At 61.9% G+C, this 20,378-nt stretch carries 16 protein-coding genes; 5 read left to right on the top strand and 11 right to left on the bottom strand.

Features of this window, described 5'->3' with window-relative positions; all coding sequences use genetic code 11:
• Positions 1-40 precede the first annotated feature (40 nt).
• Together narX and narL are read left to right on the top strand one after the other, a co-directional pair.
• Positions 41-1,819 carry a nitrate/nitrite two-component system sensor histidine kinase NarX gene (narX, locus tag KHQ26_RS00780; protein ID WP_004175566.1) on the top strand — a complete coding sequence of 593 codons (1,779 nt, stop codon included), beginning with the start codon at positions 41-43 and terminating at the stop codon, positions 1,817-1,819.
• Between the two features lie 10 nt (positions 1,820-1,829).
• Positions 1,830-2,480, top strand: a complete 651-nt coding sequence (narL, locus tag KHQ26_RS00775; protein ID WP_002910198.1) for a two-component system response regulator NarL — start codon at positions 1,830-1,832, stop codon at positions 2,478-2,480.
• Here narL and KHQ26_RS00770 read toward each other — a convergent pair.
• The 7 genes from KHQ26_RS00770 to nasR form a co-directional block, all read right to left on the bottom strand.
• Entirely contained in the window at positions 2,477-3,859 is a 1,383-nt protein-coding gene (locus tag KHQ26_RS00770; RefSeq protein WP_020803639.1) for a YchO/YchP family invasin, read from the bottom strand. The genes narL and KHQ26_RS00770 overlap by 4 nt on opposite strands.
• Before the next feature lie 151 nt (positions 3,860-4,010).
• Positions 4,011-6,611 (bottom strand): nitrate reductase, encoded by a 2,601-nt coding sequence (locus KHQ26_RS00765; protein ID WP_004180384.1) that lies wholly within the window; start codon positions 6,609-6,611, stop codon positions 4,011-4,013.
• Positions 6,611-10,678 carry a nitrite reductase large subunit NirB gene (gene nirB / locus KHQ26_RS00760; protein ID WP_020803637.1) on the bottom strand — a complete coding sequence of 1,356 codons (4,068 nt, stop codon included), beginning with the start codon at positions 10,676-10,678 and terminating at the stop codon, positions 6,611-6,613. Before nirB ends, KHQ26_RS00765 begins: the two co-directional genes overlap by 1 nt.
• A gap of 10 nt (positions 10,679-10,688) precedes the next feature.
• Positions 10,689-11,477, bottom strand: coding sequence for an ABC transporter ATP-binding protein (locus tag KHQ26_RS00755; protein WP_211777832.1), 789 nt, complete (start codon positions 11,475-11,477; stop codon positions 10,689-10,691).
• A 9-nt stretch (positions 11,478-11,486) separates the two neighbouring features.
• Entirely contained in the window at positions 11,487-12,371 is an 885-nt protein-coding gene (ntrB, locus tag KHQ26_RS00750; RefSeq protein WP_004148772.1) for a nitrate ABC transporter permease, read from the bottom strand.
• 1 nt (position 12,372) lies between these two features.
• Positions 12,373-13,629 carry a CmpA/NrtA family ABC transporter substrate-binding protein gene (locus tag KHQ26_RS00745; RefSeq protein ID WP_020803638.1) on the bottom strand — a complete coding sequence of 419 codons (1,257 nt, stop codon included), beginning with the start codon at positions 13,627-13,629 and terminating at the stop codon, positions 12,373-12,375.
• Positions 13,630-13,871: 242 nt separating this feature from the next.
• Positions 13,872-15,053 carry a nitrate regulatory protein NasR gene (gene nasR, locus KHQ26_RS00740; RefSeq protein ID WP_020803636.1) on the bottom strand — a complete coding sequence of 394 codons (1,182 nt, stop codon included), beginning with the start codon at positions 15,051-15,053 and terminating at the stop codon, positions 13,872-13,874.
• Positions 15,054-15,120: 67 nt separating this feature from the next.
• Between nasR and KHQ26_RS00735 the strand changes: the two genes are divergently transcribed.
• Positions 15,121-15,474 carry a DsrE/DsrF/TusD sulfur relay family protein gene (locus KHQ26_RS00735; RefSeq protein WP_002910380.1) on the top strand — a complete coding sequence of 118 codons (354 nt, stop codon included), beginning with the start codon at positions 15,121-15,123 and terminating at the stop codon, positions 15,472-15,474.
• Positions 15,475-15,711: 237 nt separating this feature from the next.
• Positions 15,712-15,954 carry a DUF1883 domain-containing protein gene (locus KHQ26_RS00730; protein ID WP_002910387.1) on the top strand — a complete coding sequence of 81 codons (243 nt, stop codon included), beginning with the start codon at positions 15,712-15,714 and terminating at the stop codon, positions 15,952-15,954.
• Between the two features lie 217 nt (positions 15,955-16,171).
• Here KHQ26_RS00730 and KHQ26_RS00725 read toward each other — a convergent pair whose 3' ends face one another.
• The gene (locus KHQ26_RS00725; RefSeq protein WP_004152258.1) at positions 16,172-16,852 is read right to left on the bottom strand and encodes a gamma-glutamylcyclotransferase; all 681 of its coding nucleotides are present in this window, start codon (positions 16,850-16,852) and stop codon (positions 16,172-16,174) included.
• Positions 16,853-16,988: 136 nt separating this feature from the next.
• Entirely contained in the window at positions 16,989-17,219 is a 231-nt protein-coding gene (gene chaB / locus KHQ26_RS00720) for a putative cation transport regulator ChaB (protein ID WP_002910389.1), read from the bottom strand.
• A gap of 263 nt (positions 17,220-17,482) precedes the next feature.
• Between chaB and chaA the strand changes: the two genes are divergently transcribed.
• Positions 17,483-18,583: a sodium-potassium/proton antiporter ChaA gene (chaA, locus tag KHQ26_RS00715; RefSeq protein ID WP_002910392.1), complete on the top strand. Its 1,101-nt coding sequence runs from the start codon at positions 17,483-17,485 to the stop codon at positions 18,581-18,583.
• Between the two features lie 86 nt (positions 18,584-18,669).
• On the opposite strand, the gene kdsA is transcribed toward chaA, so the two are convergent.
• Together kdsA and sirB1 are read right to left on the bottom strand one after the other, a co-directional pair.
• Positions 18,670-19,524: a 3-deoxy-8-phosphooctulonate synthase gene (kdsA, locus tag KHQ26_RS00710; protein ID WP_002910393.1), complete on the bottom strand. Its 855-nt coding sequence runs from the start codon at positions 19,522-19,524 to the stop codon at positions 18,670-18,672.
• A 39-nt stretch (positions 19,525-19,563) separates the two neighbouring features.
• Positions 19,564-20,376, bottom strand: a complete 813-nt coding sequence (gene sirB1, locus KHQ26_RS00705) for an invasion regulator SirB1 (RefSeq protein WP_002910395.1) — start codon at positions 20,374-20,376, stop codon at positions 19,564-19,566.
• Positions 20,377-20,378: the final 2 nt, after the last annotated feature.

Raw genomic sequence — 20,378 nt, 5'->3', positions numbered from 1 at the left:
CCACTCCCGGAGACATGACCGGTCAGGAGCCACGCATTCCATGTTAAAACGTCTTTTTACCCCGCTGACGCTGGTCAATCAACTGGCGTTAATCGTGCTGCTCGCCACGATTATTGGCGTCGCCGGCATGGCGATCTCCGCGCGCCTGGTGAACGGCGTGCAGGGCAGCGCGCACGCCATTAACAAGGCCGGTTCATTGCGTATGCAAAGCTACCGGCTGCTGGCGGCGATCCCGCTGAATGAAAACGATCAAAAACTGGTGGCGGACATGACCGCCACCGTCTTCAGCCCGGAGCTGCAAAATTCCGCCCGCCGCGACGGCCAGGAAATCCAGCTTAAAGCCCTGCAGCAGTACTGGCAGCTGGCGCTGGCCCCCGGCATGCAGCGCGCAGTCAATCAGGCGGAAGTGGCCCAGGATGTCGCCGACTTTGTCGATCGTATCGACCAGTTGGTCACCGCATTCGACCACACCACCGAGCAGCGTATCGAACGGGTGGTCTGGATCCATCGCATCCTCGCCATTGGTATGGCGCTGCTGCTGATCTTCACTATCATCTGGCTACGCGCCCGCCTGCTGCGGCCGTGGAAACAGCTGCTGAGCATGGCGCGCGCGGTGAGCCAGCGTGATTTCACCCAGCGGGCGCACATCAGCGGCCGCAACGAAATGGCGACCCTGGGCATGGCGCTGAATAACATGTCGGAAGAGCTGGCGGAAAGCTACGCCGTGCTCGAGCGGCGGGTGCAGGAGAAGACTGCCGGACTGGAGCAGAAGAACGAGATCCTCGCTTTCTTATGGCAGGCCAACCGCCGGCTGCACTCCAGCGCCCCGCTCTGCGAACGCATTTCGCCGGTACTGAATGGCCTGCAGGGGCTGACGCTGCTGCGCGATATCGAGGTACGGGTTTACGACCTGGAAGACGAAGATAATCACCAGGAGTTTACCTGCCACTCGGATGATGACTGTGATGATAAAGGCTGCTACCTCTGTCCACGCAATCTGCCGCCGCTGCCGGATGGCGGAACAACGCTGAAGTGGCGGCTGTCGGATGCGCATAGTCAGTACGGCATCCTGTTGGCGACGCTGCCGGTTGGCCGCCATCTCAGCCACGATCAGCAGCAGCTGGTGGATACCCTGGTGGAACAGCTGACCAGCACCCTGGCGCTGGACCGCCATCAGGAGAAGCAGCAGCAGCTGATCGTCATGGAAGAACGGGCCACTATCGCCCGCGAACTGCACGACTCCATCGCCCAGTCGCTATCCTGTATGAAGATGCAGGTTAGCTGTCTGCAGATGCAAGGCGACGCCTTGCCGACGGAGAGCCGCCAGCTGCTGGGGCAGATCCGTAACGAACTGAATACCTCGTGGGCCCAGCTGCGGGAGCTGTTAACCACCTTCCGCCTGCAGTTGACCGAGCCGGGGCTTCGGCCGGCGCTGGAGGCCAGTTGTCAGGAGTACAGCGCCCACTTCGGCTTTACGGTGCAGCTTGATTACCAGCTCCCGCCGCGCTTTGTGCCCTCGCATCAGGCGATCCACCTGCTGCAGATCGCTCGCGAAGCGTTGAGCAACGCTCTGAAGCATGCCAGCGCAACCGAAGTAACCGTGACGGTGTCACAACGCGATAATCAGGTTCGTCTGGTGGTAGCGGATAACGGCCGCGGCGTACCGGACCACGCCGAACGGAGTAACCATTACGGTTTAATTATTATGCGGGATCGCGCCCAGAGCTTGCGCGGTGACTGTCAGGTACGACGCCGGGAAACCGGTGGAACCGAAGTGATCGTCACGTTTATCCCGGAAAAAACGTTTTCCATCCAATAAGGAGACCCTCATGAGTCAACAGGAACGGGCAACTATCCTTCTCATTGACGACCATCCGATGCTGCGCACCGGCGTGAAACAGTTGATCAGCATGGCGCCGGACATCCAGGTGATTGGCGAGGCCAGCAATGGCGCGCAAGGTATCGAGCTGGCCGAGTCGCTGGATCCTGACCTGATCCTGCTGGACCTTAATATGCCGGGCATGAACGGTCTGGAGACGCTGGATAAGCTGCGTGAGAAATCCCTTTCTGGCCGGGTAGTGGTCTTCAGCGTCTCCAACCATGAAGAGGACGTTGTCACCGCCCTGAAGCGCGGCGCCGATGGCTATTTGTTGAAGGACATGGAACCGGAAGATCTGCTGAAAGCGCTGCAGCAGGCGGCCGCCGGAGAGATGGTATTAAGCGAAGCATTAACGCCGGTGCTGGCCGCCAGCCTGCGCGCCAACCGCGCCACCTCCGATCGGGACATCAGCCAGCTGACCCCGCGCGAGCGCGACATTCTCAAGCTGATAGCCCAGGGACTGCCGAACAAAATGATCGCCCGTCGCCTGGATATCACCGAAAGCACCGTCAAAGTACACGTAAAGCACATGCTGAAGAAAATGAAGCTCAAATCCCGCGTGGAAGCGGCGGTATGGGTCCACCAGGAGCGAATCTTCTAAGGCGAGTCCGTCCAGGAGACGCCTGGCGTGGTAAACTTGACCAGCGGCTCGGTCAGCGCCAGGGCGATCTCATTGGAGGAGACGCGCTGCCCCTGTTTATCCTCCACCACCACCGACAGGCGCCAGCGGTTCGCGGCGCCCGGTTCACTGTTCCACACCGGCATAATGATGCTCCAGCCATCGGGGCTGCTGGCATCTACCGGCGGCGTCAGGCTGAGGGCCTGGGTGTCTCCCTGCCAGTGCAGCGCCTTGATGCCATGCAGACTATGGATCTGCAGCTTCAACTGCACCGTCTCCCCGGACTGCAGATCCCAGGGCGGCGTGGCCAGATAGACCGTCAGATTTTTGCGCTGACGATACTCCACCACCGGCAGATTATCCCGCTCCGGACTATCGAAGCGGCTCCCGCGCAGCGAGTTGCTGATCGCCACCTCGTCTGCCGCAAGCTGCTGCTTAAGGGGTACGCCAAAGCGGTAGTTTAGCTTCAGGCCCACATTGTTCTGGCTGACGCCATTTTCCCCCTGCTTATGCTTAGCGGTCACCGTGACCAGCGGGACCGGGGTGTAATTGAGCCCAACGGAGACGGCCACCGGATTATGGTAGCCGGTGCCGGAGTGAAACAGATCGACGCTATCGCCGAAATACTGTTCGACGCTGACGCTGGTGTTGATGTGCTGGTAGAACGGCAGCCGCGCCTGGGCGGTGACGTCATACCCTGCGGCCATCCGCTGCTCCTGAGTCTGATTATCGCGTAGCTGCCAGTCGCCCAGCGGATGGTAATAGTTTGCCGACAGGCGGAGATATTCTCCCCACGCTTCGGCGCCAACGCTGCCGCGCGCCAGGCTTTCGCTCAGCACTTTATCGTAAAACGAGTTATAGCCCAGCAGCCAACCGCCGACCCGCCAACGCTGGCCAAGCCCGATGTTGCCCACCAGATCGTGCTCGCGCCGGGTCACCGAGTACTGGTTCCACGTCAGATAACGGTCGTTATCCTGCAACGGCACGAACCAGCTCCCTTTACTGCCGGTGAATTTCCCCTCTTTATTGACCAGCAGGTCGACATTGGCGTTGCCCCACGGCGAGAGCCAACTCTCCAGCTGATGACTCACTTCATTGCCGATTTTACTGATGGCAAACAGCTGCGCCTGTTCACCCGCCGTCAGACCATTGTCGCTCATGCTGGCCTCGCCAAACTTCTTCGCCACTTCGGCAAAGTGCCGGGCGTCGTCATCAACCTGGGGAGCAATCCCCATATCGGGCAGCGGATCTTGCGCTTGCGCAGGGCGGGTGGTGTCGCTGGCGGTCAGCGCCCAGACGGGAACGCCCGGCAACAGCAGGAGAAAGGTCAACGTTGGCAACAAACGGAACGACACAGGCATTAACAGAGTTTGCGCAAGCTCACAAAAATGGATAGAAGTGTTAGTTTATCGTTTTTTCCCTGCTCCCGCAGCCCTGTGGGCAATTCCAGGAATAAGCTGAAACCGGTTGGGTAAGGTGCCGCCCAACCGGAGGCGTCGCTGCGCGCCACCGTTACGCCCGGGTTCGTTGCGCCGCCAGCAGCGCGTTGAGCTCCGGCACGCAAGAGCCGCAGTTGGTCCCGCATTTCAGCTTCCCACCCAGCGCCCCGACGCTGGCGCAGCCGCTGGCGATGGCCTCGTTAATTGACCATTCCCCCACCCCAAAGCAGCTGCAGACGATCCGCCCCCGCGGCGCGACGGCGGCGCCCGGTCGGCCGCTAAGCAAGGCATGTCGTTGGACAGCATCGGACGGCGGCGCGGCAAAGGCAGCGCTTATCCATGCGCAATCCACCGCCGGCTCGCGCGCATCGCTCCACCAGCCGAGCATCAGCCTTCCCTGATGCCAGGCCAGCAGGTTCCACACCGCGCCGCCGTCAGCCACCTGTAACTGCCAGCCGCGCCGGGCGCACCACGCGCTGAGCCACTGTCGGGCAGATGCCTCCCCGGCCAGCGAGTAGTGCAGCACGCCTGGCGCCGCCCGCCGCCGCCAATGCCAGGCCGCAGGAAATGGTAGCGGTTCGCGGCAAAAAAGCTCGCTGTGCCAGGCCGGTTGCCAGGCGGCGATCGCCACCGCCGCCTGTTTACTTTCCGGCTGGCCGGAATACGGGTCCGTGACGGCGGCCAGCAGGTTATTCACCCGCCCCTGACGGGCAAACTGGTTGTTCCAGTGCATCGGAACAAACAGCGAGCCGGGGCGCTGCCCTTCGCTGATCGCCACTTTCGCCACCATCACCCCATGCCGCGACCAGATCCGCGCCAGCCCGTCAGCGGGAAGCTGATAGCGAACGGCATCCTGCGGCGCCACCTCCACCATTGGCTCCGCGATATGCTGCATCAGCCGCGGCACTGCGCCGGTACGGGTCATGGTGTGCCACTGATCGCGGATCCGCCCGCTGTTGAGGATCAGCGGATAAAAGGCATCGGTTGTCGCCCGGGTCGGTTGAGGCGTCACCGGCACCATCCGCAGCCTGCCATCGCCATGCCAGCCGCGCGTGATATCCCAGGCGACCTCGCTGCGGCTGACCGGCCAGCGCACCGGCGGCATGGCGTCCCACGCCTCACGGCTGAGATCCGCCAGCGCGCCGATATCAAACGCCCGCTGGCCGTCGTTTTCGAAACCGGACAGCGCCGCATGCTCGCGGAAGACGTCATGCGGATGCTGCCAGGCAAACGCCTCGCGATACCCCAGCGCCTGGCCCACTCTGGCGATGATCCACCAGTCCGCTTTCGCCTCCCCCGGCGGCGGCAGAAAGCTGCGCTGACGGGAGATCCGCCGCTCCGAGTTGGTGACCGTGCCATTCTTCTCGCCCCAGGCCAGCGCCGGAAAGCGGATGTGGGCGAAACGTCCGGTATCGGTCTGGGCGGCGACATCCGAGACGATCACCAGCGGACAGGCGGCCAGCGCCTGGCTCACCGCGTGGCTGTCAGGGAGCGACACCACCGGGTTGGTACCCATGATCCAGACCGCTTTGACCTCGCCGCGGCCAATGGCGGCAAACAGCTCCACGGCGGTCAGCCCGGGGGTCTGCGCCAGCCGTTCCGTCCCCCAGAAGCGGGCCAGCCGCTGCAGATCGTCTGGCACAAAATCCATGTGCGCCGCCAGCATCGTCGCCAGCCCGCCGACTTCTCGGCCGCCCATGGCGTTGGGTTGACCGGTCAGCGAAAAGGGGCCGCAGCCGCGGCGGCCATACTTCCCGCTGGCCAGATGGACGTTGATGATGGCGTTACATTTGTCGCTGCCGCTGGCGGATTGATTGATTCCCATGGTGTAGAGGGTGATCGCCCGCGGGGCGGCGATGAACTCGCGATAGAATCCCGCCACCTCATCGGCAGGCAGACCGCAAAAGGCCGCCACCCTCGCCACGTCCCAGCCGCGGGCGGCGGCCAGCGCCTGCGGGCCGTCGCGAAAGCCATCGACGCAGGCTCCTGCCTCAGCCAGGGCGTTAAGCAGCCCCGCAAACAACCCGCCGTCGCTTCCCGGGGCCAGCGCCAGATGGCGGTCGGCGATCTCGCAGGTAGCGGTGCGTCGGGGGTCGATCGCCACGATCCGCAATCGGGGATTATCCCGCTTCGCCTGCGCCAGCCGCTGGAACAGCACCGGATGCGCCCAGGCGGCGTTCGAGCCGACCAGCACCACCAGATCGCTGTTTTCCACATCATCGTAGCTGCAGGGCACCACGTCGGCGCCAAAGGCCCGCTTGTAGCCAGTGACCGCTGACGACATGCACAGCCGTGAATTGGTATCGATGTTCGCCGCGCCGATAAACCCTTTCATCAGCTTATTGGCGGCATAGTAATCCTCCGTTAACAGCTGGCCGGAGGCGTAAAAGGCCACCGCTTGCGGTCCGTGCTGGTCGATGATCTGTCTCAGGCGCGCAGCGGTTTCCGCCAGCGCCTGAGGCCAGGCTACCTGCTGGCCGTCGACCTCCGGCGTCAGCAGCCGCCCCGCCAGGCCCGTGGTCTCCCCTAAGGCGGCCCCTTTGACGCACAGACGGCCGAGGTTCGCCGGGTGCTGATCGTCGCCGCGCACGCTCACCTGCCCCGCGTCGTCCACGCTCGCCAGCACCCCGCAGCCTACGCCGCAGTAGGGGCAGGTCGTTCGGATGGTCTTCATCAGGAGGCCTCCGCGCGGGCCAGCAGCTGCTGGTTGCCCACCCACACTTTGCCGTTTTCTACTTTCACCGGCCAGGCGCGTACCGCCTGTTCGTCGCCGTCGCACGGCCAGCCGTCGCGCAGGCGTATCCGCTGTTTGTACAGCGGGGAGATCACCACCGGCTCGCCGCCGACGTCCCCTAACAGCCCACGCGACAGCACGTTGGCCGCGCTGCCCGGCTCGCGGTTGTCGAGGGCGTAGACCCGCTCGCCGAAGCGGAACAGGGCAATCTGCCGCTCCCCTAAGCGGGCGCCGATCCCCGCCTGCGCCGGAATGGCGTCAAGGTCGCATACCGCCTGCCACGGTCGGGATGGGAGTTCGCCTTCGGGCAACGTCTCAGTCAGCAGCGGCTGCGGCTGACCGCGCAGATCGCGGCGCTGCACAGCCTCGTCGGGCTGGTCGCTATTAACGAAGGAGCGGAACAGCGCCAGACGCTGCGGATCGTTGAGGGTGGTCTGCCACTCGCACTGGTAGCTGTCGACGATCCGGGCCATCTCCTGCTCCAGCTCCTCGCCAATGCCAAGACTATCCTCCAGCACCACCTGCCGCAGATAGGCGACGCCGCCCTCCAGGTTATCCATCCAGGTGCTGGTTCGCTGCAGGCGATCGGCGGTACGGATATAGAACATCAGCAGACGATCGATGCTGCGGATCAGCGTCGCTTCGTCGAGATCGCTGGCAAACAGGTCGGCGTGACGCGGTTTCATCCCGCCGTTGCCGCAGACGTACAGATTCCAGCCTTTGTCGGTGGCAATCACCCCGATATCTTTCCCCTGGGCTTCAGCGCATTCGCGGGTGCAGCCGGAGACCGCCATCTTGATTTTGTGCGGGGCGCGTAGCCCTTTATAGCGATGCTCGAGCCGTACCGCGAGCCCGGTGGAGTCTTGCACGCCGTAGCGACACCAGGTTGAGCCGACGCAGGATTTCACCGTGCGCAGCGACTTGCCGTAGGCGTGGCCGGTTTCAAACCCGGCGTCGGCCAGCTCGCGCCAGATAGCCGGCAGCTGTTCCAGCCGCGCGCCAAACAGGTCGATGCGCTGGCCGCCGGTCACTTTGCTGTAGAGCTGGTAACGTTTGGCGATCTGCCCGATGGCGATCAGTCCGTCCGGCGTCACTTCCCCTGCCGCCATCCGCGGCACCACCGAATAGCTCCCGTCCTTCTGGATATTGGCGAAATAGCGGTCGTTGGTATCCTGCAGCGGCAGGTGCGCCGGCTTCAGCAGGTACTCGTTCCAGCAGGAGGCCAGCACCGAGGCCACCAGCGGTTTGCAGACATCGCAGCCGTGCCCCTGGCCGTAGCGGCTAATCAACTGCTCGAAGGTATGGATATGGTTAACCCGCACCAGGTGGTAGATCTCCTGGCGCGACCACGGGAAATGTTCGCAGACGTCTTTTTTCACTTCGACGCCCTGCTCCGCCAGCTGATACTCCATCACCTGTTTCACCAGCGCGCTGCAGCCGCCGCAGCCGGTAGCCGCTCTGGTGCAGCTTTTTATCGCCGACATATCCCCCGCCCCATTGTTCACCGCCTGACAGATATCGCCTTTGCTGACGTTATGGCAGGAGCAGATCGGCGCGCTGTCCGGCAGCGCCGCGACGCCGAGCGCCTTCGGCGCGGCTCCCTCCAGCGCGGGCAGGATCAGACTCTCCGGACGCGGCGGCAGCGCCATGCCGTTCAGCATCATCTGCAGCAGCGTGGCATAGTCGCTGGCATCCCCCACCAGCACGCCGCCAAGCAAGGCTTTGCCGTCCTGACTGACGACGATTTTTTTGTAAATCTGCTGCGGACCGTCGGTCCATTGATAGCTCTGACAGCCCGGCGTGCGCCCCTGCGCATCGCCAAACGAGGCCACGTCGACTCCCAGCAGCTTCAGTTTGGTGCTCATGTCGGCGCCGCTAAAGCAGGCGTCCTCTCCTGCGAGAGTGGCCGCGGCGATGCGCGCCATCTGATAGCCCGGCGCCACCAGACCGTAAATTTTATTGTCCCACAGGGCGCATTCGCCTATCGCCAGCACGTCCGGGTCAGAGGTACGGCACTGGCCGTCGATGTGAATTCCCCCGCGTTCGCCCACCTGCAGCGCGCAGCCGCGGGCCAGCGCGTCCTGCGGGCGGATCCCCGCCGAGAAGACCACCATGTCGGTCCGCAACGCGCCGCCGTCGGCAAAGTTCAGCCGCAGGCCGTCGGCCTCGCGCACGATGGCGGTGGTCGCTTTGCTGGTATGCACCCCCACGCCGAGGGCGACGATCTTCTCCCGGAGCATCGCCGCCCCGCCGTTATCCAGCTGGACGGCCATCAGGTTCGGGGCAAACTCCACCACCTGCGTCTCCAGCCCCAGCTGTTTCAGGGCGTTGGCCGCCTCCAGCCCGAGCAGCCCGCCGCCGATAACCACCCCGCTCTTCGCCGCGGCGGCATGGGCGGCGATACGGTCGAGATCGTCAAGAGTGCGGTAGACAAAGCACCCCGCGAGATCGTTACCGGGGATTGGCGGAACAAAGGGATACGAGCCGGTCGCCAGCACCAGTTTATCCCAGTGGATTTCATGCCCCTCGGCGTCCCGTACCAGCCGTGCGTCGCGGTCGATGGTCGCCACCGCCTCGCCGAGGCGGAGTTCAATACCGTGTTCAATAAAGTAATCCCCGGCCGCCAGCGACAGCGACTCGGCGCTGCGTCCGGCAAAATACTCGGAGAGATGTACCCGGTCGTAGGCGGGGTAACGCTCTTCGCCAAACACCACGATTCGATATTGCTGATGCAGATTGCGGCTCACGCATTGTTCGAGAAAATGGTGGCCGACCATGCCATGTCCCACCAGCACTAATACAGGTTTCGTCATCGTCATTATTCCTGCAGCCTGCGGCTGCGTTGAAGAGGGATCAAAAAGCCAGTCCACGGTGACAGGCTCATCGCTTTCCAGGCGCGCGGTGAGCGCGGCGGCGGCGGTGCAGTCGCCCATCAGCAGCACGCCGCGCAGGCGGCCATCGCGCAGCAGCAGGCGGCGATAGTGGCGGTCGATGGGGTCCCAGCTGGTATAAATGTCATCCTGTTCGCCGGCCTGCTGCTCGCCAGCGCTAAAGAGTTCAATGCCGGTGACCTTCAGGCGGGTCCCGGCGTCCTGCCAGACAAAGCCCTCGCCGGGGGCGCCGCACAGGCGATCCGCCAGCACCTCGGCCTGACGCAGGCAGGGAGCCACCAGCCCCCAGGTCTGGCCGTCAATTTCGCAACATTCGCCGATGGCGCTGATCCCCGGCAGCGAGGAGGCCATCTGACGGTCGACCACGATCCCCCGCTGGCACAGCACGCCGGACTGCGCCGCCAGACGGCTGTCGGGCTGCACGCCGGTAGCCAGCACCACTCTGGCGGCGCGGAATACGCGCCCGTCCGCCAGCCGCACGCCATCGGCGTCGATGGCGGCGATGCGGCACGCCAGCACGCAGCGAATGCCGCGCGCTTCAAGCTGCTGCCTGAGCTCATCGGCGGCAAAAGCGTCGGTCAGCGGCGCCATTAATCCGCTGCCGCGATGCAGAAGAGTGACCTCTCCGCCGTGACGACGCAGCGCCGCCGCCGCTTCCACCCCCAGCACGCCACCGCCAATCACCACCGCCGGGCCGGGTATCGCCAGAATACGTTCCACGTCCGCCAGGGTGCGGAAGGGCATAACCTGCGGACGATCAATGCCCGGAAGCGGCGGGATAAAGGGCCGCGAACCGGTGGCGAACACCAGCTCATCCCACGGCAGCCAGGTTTCCGCGATGCGCAGCCGCCGTTGCTGAATATCGACTTCATCGACCGCCTCGCCAGACCGCAGGCACACCCCGTGCCGGGTGTACCACTCCGCCGGCAGCAACGGGATCTGCGCCGCCGTTTTTTCACCTGCCAGCAGCGGCGAGAGCTGAATGCGGTTATAGGCCGGGTGCGGCTCGTCGCCGACGACGGTAATGGCAAACCGCGCGGGGTCGCGCTCAACCAGCCGCTGCACCAGCCGGGTGGCCGCCATGCCGTTACCGATCACCACCAGTCGCCGCGTCATGACCGCCTCCTTACGCCGCTTTCGGCTGTTTTTCATACAGGAAATGGAGGATCTGCTGGCGCAGATGGTGATACCGGCTGTCGTCCGCCAGCTGAACGCGGTGGCGTGGACGCGGCAGATCGACCGAGAGGATCTCGCCGACCGTCGCCGCCGGACCGTTGGTCATCATCATCACCCGATCCGAGAGCAGCACCGCTTCATCAACGTCGTGGGTGATCATGACGATGGTGGTATTGAGCTCCTGCTGGATATGCATCACCGTGTCCTGGAGGTGGGCGCGGGTCAGCGCGTCCAGGGCGCCGAAGGGCTCATCAAGCAGCAGCACTTTCGGCTTCATCGCCAGCGCCCGGGCGATACCCACCCGCTGCTTCATGCCGCCGGAGATCTCCCCGGGACGTTTGTGCAGCGCATGACCCATCTGTACGCGCGCCAGGTTGTGTTCGATCCACTCCCGGCGCTCACTCTTGCTCATGGTGCGACGGAACACCTGATCCACCGCCAGCGCCACATTGTCGAAACAGCTCAGCCACGGCAGCAGCGAGTGGTTCTGGAAAACCACCGCCCGCTCCGGCCCGGGACCGGCGATTTCCCGGTTATCACACAGTAGTCCGCCCTCGGTAGGGGTGGTGATCCCGGCGATCAGGTTCAGCAGGGTCGATTTTCCGCAACCCGAGTGGCCGATCAGGCTAATGGTCTCCCCTTCGACGATATCGAAGGAGACATTCTGCAGCGCCAGGAACTCGCCGCTGGCGGTGTTGAAGCGTTGGCTGACGGCCTGCACCTGAATTAATGGTTTCATGTTGGCTCCTTATTTTTCCTGCCAGCTAAAGCGGCGAGCGAGCAGCATCAGGCCCTGCTCCAGCAGCAGGCCGACGACGCCGATAATGACGATGGCGATGATGATGTTTTCCACATTGAGGTTGTTCCACTCGTTCCAGATCCAGAAGCCGATCCCCAGCCCGCCGGTAAGCATTTCCGCCGCCACGATCACCAGCCAGGCGATGCCGATGGAGAGGCGCACGCCGGTAAGCACCGCCGGCAGCACCGCCGGAAAGAGGATTTTGCGCATCACCGTCCACTCCGAGAGCTGGAGGACGCGGGCGACGTTGAGATAGTCCTGCGGGATCCGCCGCACACCCTCCGCGGTGTTGATCACCATCGGCCAGATGGAGCAGATAAAAATGGTCCAGCTGGAAGCCGGCTCCGCCTTCTGGAACAGCAGCAGGCCAATTGGCAGCCAGGCCAGCGGGCTGACCGGGCGCAGCAGAGCAATCAGCGGATTAAACATGCGGGCGAAGAACAGCGAACGGCCGATCAAAAACCCCAGCGGAATGCCCGCCAGCGCCGCCAGGCCGAAGCCCACCGCCACGCGCTGAAGGGAGGCCAGCACGTTCCAGCCGATGCCCATGTCATTGGGCCCGTCCTGATAGAACGGATCGGCAAACAGGGTCAGCGCCGAGTCCAGCGTGCTCAGCGGCGTGGGAAAGCCTTTGCTATGCATCGCCGCCAGCTGCCAGGCCAGCAGCAGCACTCCCAGCCCCAACAGCGGGGGCAGCAGGCGCTGGGTGAGCTCACGCAGCCAGCGCGTGACGGCCGGCGTGGTGCGCCGGACCTGCACCGGCGGCAGGATAATCACTTCGCCAGGCGCGTTGTCCACGCTGACGACCGGTTGCTTACGTTGTGCCTGCTTCATCTCATGCCCCCTTACGTTGAATAGAGAAATGGCGGGCGTAGCCTTCCGGGTCGGACCCGTTCCAGACCGTCCCGTCCATTAGTGTGCTGCTGCGCATCCTGACTGCCGGCGCGCTGATCCCTCCTACCGCCTGGGCGGCAGCCTGCCAGACATCGATGCGGTTAATGCGCGACGCCACCGCGAGGTAATCCGGTGCCTGCTTCAGCAACCCCCAGCGGCGGAACTGGGTGAGGAACCACATCCCGTCCGACAGCCACGGGAAACTCACCTCGCCCCCGGCCCAGAAGCGCATCGGATGGGCATCCTGCCAGCGGCGGCCAAGGCCGTTGTCATACTCTCCCAGCATCCGGCCGGTGAGGTATTGCTCCTTGGTATTGAGCCAGCCGCGTCTGGCGAGCAGGCGGGCCGTCTCCCGGGTGTTCTCCGGCGAGGCGGCGATCCAGCGCTGCGCCTCCATCAGGGCCGCCACCAGCGCGCGGGCGGTGTTCGGGTTGCGTTCCACCCAGTCGCGACGGGTGCCCAGCACCTTTTCCGGATGCTCGGGCCAGATATCCTGGGAAGTGGCCGCGGTGAAGCCGATACGGTCGTTAATGGCGCGGGCGTTCCACGGCTCGCCGACGCAAAAGCCGCTCATATTGCCGATGCGCATGTTCATCACCATCTGCGGCGGCGGCACCACGACGGTGCGCACATCGTTGAAGGGATCGATGCCGGCGCTCGCCAGCCAGTAGTAAAGCCACATGGCATGGGTGCCGGTAGGAAAGGTATGGGCGAAGGTGTAACTGCCCGGCGCGCTGCGGTCGATCAGCCGCTTCAGCCCGCCGAGGTCGGTCACCCCTTTCTCCTGCAGCTCGCTGGAGAGGGTAATCGCCTGGCCATTGCGGTTGAGGGTCATCAAATTGGCCATCGCCTGCGGCTTGCTGGCGATCCCCAGTTCGAGGCCGTACAGCAGGCCATAGAGAATATGCGCCGCGTCGAGCTCGCCGGCCACCAGCTTGTCGCGCACCGCCGCCCAGCTGGCTTCCTTACTCGCCACCAGGGTGATGCCATATTTTTGGTCAAACCCCTTCGCCGCGGCGATGGCCAGCGGCGCGCAATCGGTCAGCGGAATAAATCCGACCCGCACGCGGGTTTGCTCCGGTTTGTCCGAGCCGCCGGCCCAGGCGGCCTGCATCACGCCCGGCAGCAGCATCGCGCCGCCCAGCGCGGCCCCTGCCTGCAGCAAGCGCCGCCGGGAAATTGAAAATTTGTCGCCCATATCCGCTCCACCATGCGCAAAAAAAAAGCGCCCGACAGTGCATACGCACTGCAGGACGCCTTTATCCACGGGCCCCCGAACCGCCATTGGTTCGTTGCCCGGACTTTTATTCACTTAATAAGTAATGCAAACGGGATGCCAGCTTTGGCAATAGCGCGCTGGCGGGCTTTTTCCCAACGCTGGCCGGTTTTTCACCTAAAAGTGCACCGCCGGCAGGCAAAGAATGCCCATCGATTGTGCATCTACTCCTTTGGTGTTAGCGGCCAAATCGCCTTCACCATCAGCAGCGCGCGGGCTATCTCAACCATGCGCTGGTTTTTGTCCATGGCCATCTTGCGGAGCGTCTGCCAGGCCTGCTCCTCCTGCATTCCCTGGTGCGTCATCAGCAGACTTTTCGCTTTTTCGATCAGCTTGCGCTCTTCGAGCGCGTCTTTCAGCGAGGCCAGCTGGCTGGAGAGCTGCTGCAGCTCATAGGCCTGCTGGCGCACCAGCGGCAGTAGCAGTTTATCGAGCCGTGGCGTCACGCTATCGTCTTCCTCTCCGGCCTGCCAGCCAGGCGCGTCGTCTGCTAACAGCGCGTCGGTGGCATCCAGCAGGTCGTCGATCAGTTGCTCTTCCACTTCGCGCAGTTGCTCAAGCCGTTGGGTTTGCAGACCAAACCAGCGCAGCGCCGTTTCCCCGCCGTCGGCAGCCGGCTGGCGGGTACAGGCGATCCGCCGCAGCTGTTCAATATCCAGACCGGCGTGGCACTGGGTTCTGAACAACTGGACGGTCGCCGGGCTGCCCAGCGCCTGAAAGCTGTCGAAGCAGGGCTGCTGACCGTCAATACGGTCCACCAGCTGCTGGCGCAGGCTGTCGCTGAACTCGCCGCGGGTAAAGCCCAATGCTCCCAGCGCGCGCTCCTGGCCCACCAGCTCTTTTCCCTGCATAAAGCTGTACAGGGCGACCATCCGACCAGCCACCGGCGGATCGTCAATGCTGTCATTGAGCTGCGGGGCGATGTTCAGCAGATGGCGGATGACGCGGCTGAACTGCTCCGTCGCGGCTTCAGCGGCAATTTGCCGGCGGCCGATCTGCGCGCGTAGCGCCGGGAGCTGCGCCAGCTCGTCAACCGCTCTGGCGATACGCCAGCACAGCGCGCTGCCGGCTACCGCGCGCGCCCGTTCGAGGCTGGCATAAAACAGGGCTAGCCGCTCGTCAACCAGCGCCCCTCCCGCCCGACACTCCGCTGTATACAGCAAGCCGCCCGAGCAAAGATAGATATTCGACGCCCCGCGCTCACACTGCAGCATATGCACCAGCGCGCTGAGCTGGCTGGCCAGTTCCCCCAGTTGGCTAAGCTGCTGAAGCTGTTGTTTTTGCAGGCGACGCGCCAGCTGCAGCCAGGCCGTCGCATCATGCGCATGACCAGTCGTATTATTCATACCCCTCCTCCGGGTTAACGCTTTATACTGCCTAAAGCAATAACCGTGCCTTTAAGAAGGAGTTTGTATGCAACGTATTGTGATCATCGCCAACGGCGCCGCCTACGGCAGCGAATCCCTGTTCAACAGCCTGCGCCTGGCCATTGCCCTGCGCGAGCAGCAGTCCGACCTCGATCTCAAGCTGTTTCTGATGTCCGACGCCGTCACCGCCGGGCTGCGGGGGCAGAAGCCGGCAGAAGGGTATAATGTGCAGCAGATGCTGGAGATCCTCACCGCCCAGCAGGTTCCCGTGAAGCTGTGTAAAACCTGCGCGGACGGCCGCGGGGTCAGCGCACTGCCGCTGGTTGACGGCGTGGAGGTTGGCACTCTCGTTGAGCTGGCCCAGTGGACCCTGGCGGCAGATAAAGTGCTGACCTTCTGAATCTGGGGCGCCAAACGGCAGGAAATATCAGGTTTCGCCGCCTGCAGAGGTAAAAAAAACGTTAGCTGAATGCTTTCAGGAACAACGTCATTTTTGTTTAATCTTTATCCCTTTTTTTGATCAAAATCAGCATCCCGACCCGCGCCGTTTGGTGTGATGCACAGAGCAAAGTGTGAACAATATCACGCGAGGACTGGGTGGGCAGGATGCTGTAGCGGGACAGAAACGGGGTATAAAATGGCGATGGTTAAAGCAAGTTTGACGTTATTTGGTGGTGACACGCTGGTGGTGCGGTGCTCAGAGCGCTGCCATATTCATCTGATGAGCGCGAAGGTCCCGGGCGACAGTCATGCGGATATTCTGAGCGTGCAGGATCGGGACAGCGCCTATCTGACGGTGCCCTACAGCGGCACCTGGAACGTGCTTATCGACAGTCACAGCCAGTCGCTGGAGCACTCCATCAGCTACGTGCCGGCCTGACCGTCACTGCCAGAACACACGCCCGGTCATGCCGGGCGTGGGATTCATGACAAACCTCATGCAATCATTGTACTTGCAGATTGCACCAGAAAAATAACAAGGAAAATCAATTTATTGATTTTCGGCTGATAACCACCAGTAAGGAAAAACCACGCTTTTTCCTTACTGGTCAGCAATCGGACGCCCGGTCATGCCGGGCGTTTTCTTTTGCGCGCGCTCAGGCCAGGCCCGGCGTCGGACTCTCGCCCAACAGCGCGCGGACGCTGGCCACCAGGTCATCGAGACTGGCATCGTGCATGCCCAGCTTGCGCAGCGCCTGCTCAAGCGAAAACAGATACTGGGCGTTGGTGCCGAGCGGCCCGCTGGCCCGGGCGATCAGCGGGGCGATAACCTGGGCACTGGTATCCGGTTCAAACAGTGGATGGCGCGGATCCATAATAAACACCAGGGCATTCACCGTCCGTCCGTCGTCCAGCTCCAGCTTGCACCAGGTGGGCAGATAGCAGCCGGTGATCATCTCCCGCTTCCACAGCAGGGTCAGCTCCTCCTCCAGCGTGTCGTCAGGCAGACGATAGGCGACGCCGGTGGTTCGGCCGCCCTCTTTGAGAGCCAGCATGCGTCCCGGCTGGCAGGCACTACCGCGCCCGGCGGTCAACCGCAGGCAAAACGCGCGGTGCCAGCCCGGCAGCGTGCCGGTGCAGGACTCGCGATAATTGAGCGCCGGGTTCCAGATAAGCGAACCGTAGCCAAAGATCCATACTGAGCCATCATCCGGGCGGCAGGCCAGCGTCGCCGCCAGCGAGGCTGCACGTTGTTCTGCCGACCAGAGTAGCGATTCCTCAATAGCGCCAAACGCTGTCTTACAATCCGCATTCATTAAGAAATCACGAGTTAACACTGTTTACTACCTCCGCCACTGCCCGCTTCCCGGCGTTCGTCTCATGCATCCGTCAATATTGCTGAAATATTATCCAGCTTTATCTTTCAATAAGCAATCAGCGGGGCGCTGGCAAGCGAAAAAGCGGCGTCAGCGATTATTTTTTCTTATGCCACTTATCATCATCGCCTTTCTCATAGCTGTTCTTCACCGCCGCCCAGGCGACTTTGTGCGCCGTCTCTTCGCGGCTGGCGTCATCGCGCCGCTCGTCTTTATCTTTATATTGATCCCAGGCGCTGTTAAACGCTTCTTTATAAATTTCCTGCGCATGGGCAGGCAGTACATGCTGAACGCTGTCGGGGAGTTCTTGTTTACTGCGATAGGGCATACTGACCTCCTGTTTGAGCATTAAGTTTAAGTCTGGTACGCAGTCGGCTGGCTATCAAGGTCAAAATGAGTAGAAAAATTATTTTAGTAATTATCTGAATAATAAGAACTAAATATAAGTAAACATAAATTATAATAAACTAATCAAGATATCCCTCGATACCCGTAAATTTAAGTAAAAAACCAGCGGTAATTTAGCAAGATCTGTTACTTTACCGCCCTACGTTTTTATAATTATAACACCTGCATAAATGGAGATGGTTCATGACCCATGCACATGAGGCGGTAAAAACCCGCCATAAGGAGTCTTCCCTCGTCTTTCCGGTGCTGGCGCTGGCGGTGCTGTTTTTCTGGGGCAGCAGCCAGTCACTGCCAGTGGTTATCGCGATCAATATCCTCGCGCTGGTCGGCATTTTGAGCAGCGCCTTCAGCGTGGTCCGCCACGCCGACGTCCTCGCCCACCGCCTGGGCGAACCCTATGGCTCCCTGATTTTAAGCCTGTCGGTGGTTATCCTTGAGGTCAGTTTGATCTCTGCCTTAATGGCCACCGGCGACGCCGCGCCGACCTTGATGCGGGATACTCTCTACTCCATTATTATGATCGTCACCGGCGGTCTGGTCGGTTTCTCTCTGCTGCTGGGCGGGCGTAAATTCGCCACCCAATATATGAATCTGTTCGGCATTAAGCAGTATCTTATCGCCCTGTTTCCGCTAGCGATTATCGTGCTGGTCTTTCCGATGGCGCTGCCGGGCGCGAACTTCAGCACCGGGCAATCGCTGCTGGTGGCGGTAATTTCGGCGGCCATGTACGGCGTTTTCCTGCTTATTCAGACCAAAACCCATCAGAGCCTGTTTGTTTATGAGCATGAAGACGACAGCGACGATGACGACCCGCACCACGGTAAACCGTCCGCCCATAGCAGCGGGTGGCATACCGCCTGGCTGCTGGTGCACCTGGTGGCAGTGATCGCGGTTACCAAAATGAACGCTAACCCGCTGGAAACGCTGTTGACCAGCATGAATGCCCCGGTGGCCTTTACCGGCTTCCTGGTGGCTCTGCTGATCCTGTCGCCGGAAGGCCTTGGCGCCCTGAAAGCGGTGCTCAACAATCAGGTTCAGCGGGCGATGAATCTGTTTTTCGGCTCTGTGCTGGCCACCATCTCGCTGACGGTCCCGGTGGTCACCCTCATCGCCTTCCTGACCGGCAATGAGCTGCGCTTTGGCCTTGGCGCCCCGGAGATGGTGGTGATGGTCGCCTCGCTGGTGCTGTGCCATATCTCCTTCTCCACCGGACGCACCAATGTGCTGAACGGCGCGGCCCACATGGCGCTGTTCGCCGCCTATCTGATGACCATTTTCGCCTGACCCCGTTTTCCCACCCGGCGGAGTCCGGGCGAAAAAAAGCCTGCCGGTTTTGACGCCGGCAGGCTTTTTTACTGATGCAGTCAGGCTTACTTGCTGGTATCCAGCTCGTCGAAGCTTTTCACCAGATCGTCAATCGCTTTCATCTGTTTCAGGAACGGCTCCAGTTTATCCAGCGGCAGCGCGGACGGGCCGTCGCATTTCGCGTGGTCCGGATCCGGATGCGCTTCAATAAACAGACCGGCGATACCTACCGCCATACCGGCGCGGGCCAGCTCGCTCACCTGCGCACGACGACCGCCGGAGGCTGCGCCAAACGGGTCGCGGCACTGCAGCGCGTGGGTGACGTCGAAAATGACCGGCGAGTTGTTGGAGGCTTTCTTCATCACGCCGAAGCCGAGCATATCCACGACCAGGTTGTCGTAACCGAAGTTAGCGCCGCGGTCGCAGAGGATTACTTTGTCGTTACCCCCTTCGATAAACTTATCGACGATGTTGCCCATCTGACCCGGGCTGACGAACTGCGGCTTCTTGACGTTGATCACCGCCCCGGTCTTCGCCATCGCTTCCACCAGGTCAGTCTGGCGCGCGAGGAAAGCCGGAAGCTGGATCACGTCCACCACGTCAGCTACCGGCTGCGCCTGGCTGGCTTCATGAACGTCGGTGATGATTTTCACGCCAAAGGTCTGCTTCAGCTCCTGGAAAATCTTCATCCCTTCTTCCAGACCCGGCCCACGATAGGAGTGGATGGAGGAACGGTTGGCTTTATCAAAGGAGGCTTTGAAGACGTAGGGAATACCAAGCTTCTGCGTAACGGTGACATAATGTTCGCAGATACGCATCGCCAGGTCGCGCGACTCCAGCACGTTCATCCCGCCGAACAGCACGAACGGCAGGTCGTTCGCTACGTTGATATCACCAATGCTAACCACTTTTTGTTTCATAAGTTCGCCTTATCAGGGTGTAACCGGAATGGTTCCAGACTAATGCAATGTAATTTGTTTATGCGAAATCGTGTTGATCTGCGCGCGGATCATCTCGCTGATCGGATCCTCCGGGCACTGCTCAACGAAATAGCTCAGATCCAACAGCGCCACGTGATCGCAGTCCAGCTGGGCGTATATCAGCCCGCGGTCGCGGATCTCATACGGATCTTCCGGATTAAACTGCAGCAGCGCTTCGCTGGCGCGCAGGGCCAGCTCCATCTGCCGCTCTTCCATCAGCGCCGACTTCAGGGTGTCCAGCAGCTTGCGGATCACCTCGGCGTTATCCGCTTCGTCGAGATCTTCATTAAACAGTTCCGCCACCGGCCCGATGTTGCCCTTCAGCCATACCTCCAGGGTATGCTCGTCGAGGGTCTCGCCGTTAAACGGATTAATCAGCCACATCTCTTCGCTGGTTTCCGGGTCCGCACGCAGCAGCATCTGGGTCGGGAAGATCACCGGCACCACCGGCAGCGCCAGGCGCTGGGCGATCCACAGCAGGATCGCGCCTAACGACACCGCACTCCCCTGGCGGTTAACCAGCACTTTATCCAGCCATAGCGCGTCGGAAAGACGATACACGCCCTGCGAGGCGCCAAAGCCCCACTCGTCGTAAAACAGCTCCAGCAATCGTTCTATCTGGCGCTCCTGGTCCCACGACGGCGCAATCTCCTCCTGCGCGAGGCGCAGCAATCGCTGCAGCTCTTCCTCGACAAAACGCGACGGAAAATCGTCGCGGACCTGTTCAGAAATGAGGACCATGCCATCACACAATGGCGCTTTGTTAAATTCGAAATCCGCTAATGACCCCATGA

The sequence above is a fragment of the Klebsiella sp. 10 genome (genome assembly GCF_018223925.1).
Taxonomy (GTDB): Bacteria; Pseudomonadota; Gammaproteobacteria; order Enterobacterales; family Enterobacteriaceae; genus Klebsiella; species Klebsiella pneumoniae.
Note: the sequence above shows the minus strand (reverse complement) of the source record. Positions and strands in the feature narration are given on the sequence as shown.

What these genes read in the sequence shown, in the direction of transcription:
- narX (WP_004175566.1), top strand. Translation starts at nt 41, where the DNA reads ATGTTAAAACGTCTTTTTACCCCGCTGACGCTGGTCAATCAACTGGCG.
- narL (WP_002910198.1), top strand. Translation starts at nt 1,830, where the DNA reads ATGAGTCAACAGGAACGGGCAACTATCCTTCTCATTGACGACCATCCG.
- KHQ26_RS00770 (WP_020803639.1), bottom strand. Translation starts at nt 3,859, where the DNA reads ATGCCTGTGTCGTTCCGTTTGTTGCCAACGTTGACCTTTCTCCTGCTG.
- KHQ26_RS00765 (WP_004180384.1), bottom strand. Translation starts at nt 6,611, where the DNA reads ATGAAGACCATCCGAACGACCTGCCCCTACTGCGGCGTAGGCTGCGGG.
- nirB (WP_020803637.1), bottom strand. Translation starts at nt 10,678, where the DNA reads ATGACGCGGCGACTGGTGGTGATCGGTAACGGCATGGCGGCCACCCGG.
- KHQ26_RS00755 (WP_211777832.1), bottom strand. Translation starts at nt 11,477, where the DNA reads ATGAAACCATTAATTCAGGTGCAGGCCGTCAGCCAACGCTTCAACACC.
- ntrB (WP_004148772.1), bottom strand. Translation starts at nt 12,371, where the DNA reads ATGAAGCAGGCACAACGTAAGCAACCGGTCGTCAGCGTGGACAACGCG.
- KHQ26_RS00745 (WP_020803638.1), bottom strand. Translation starts at nt 13,629, where the DNA reads ATGGGCGACAAATTTTCAATTTCCCGGCGGCGCTTGCTGCAGGCAGGG.
- nasR (WP_020803636.1), bottom strand. Translation starts at nt 15,053, where the DNA reads ATGAATAATACGACTGGTCATGCGCATGATGCGACGGCCTGGCTGCAG.
- KHQ26_RS00735 (WP_002910380.1), top strand. Translation starts at nt 15,121, where the DNA reads ATGCAACGTATTGTGATCATCGCCAACGGCGCCGCCTACGGCAGCGAA.
- KHQ26_RS00730 (WP_002910387.1), top strand. Translation starts at nt 15,712, where the DNA reads ATGGCGATGGTTAAAGCAAGTTTGACGTTATTTGGTGGTGACACGCTG.
- chaB (WP_002910389.1), bottom strand. Translation starts at nt 17,219, where the DNA reads ATGCCCTATCGCAGTAAACAAGAACTCCCCGACAGCGTTCAGCATGTA.
- chaA (WP_002910392.1), top strand. Translation starts at nt 17,483, where the DNA reads ATGACCCATGCACATGAGGCGGTAAAAACCCGCCATAAGGAGTCTTCC.
- kdsA (WP_002910393.1), bottom strand. Translation starts at nt 19,524, where the DNA reads ATGAAACAAAAAGTGGTTAGCATTGGTGATATCAACGTAGCGAACGAC.
- sirB1 (WP_002910395.1), bottom strand. Translation starts at nt 20,376, where the DNA reads ATGGGGTCATTAGCGGATTTCGAATTTAACAAAGCGCCATTGTGTGAT.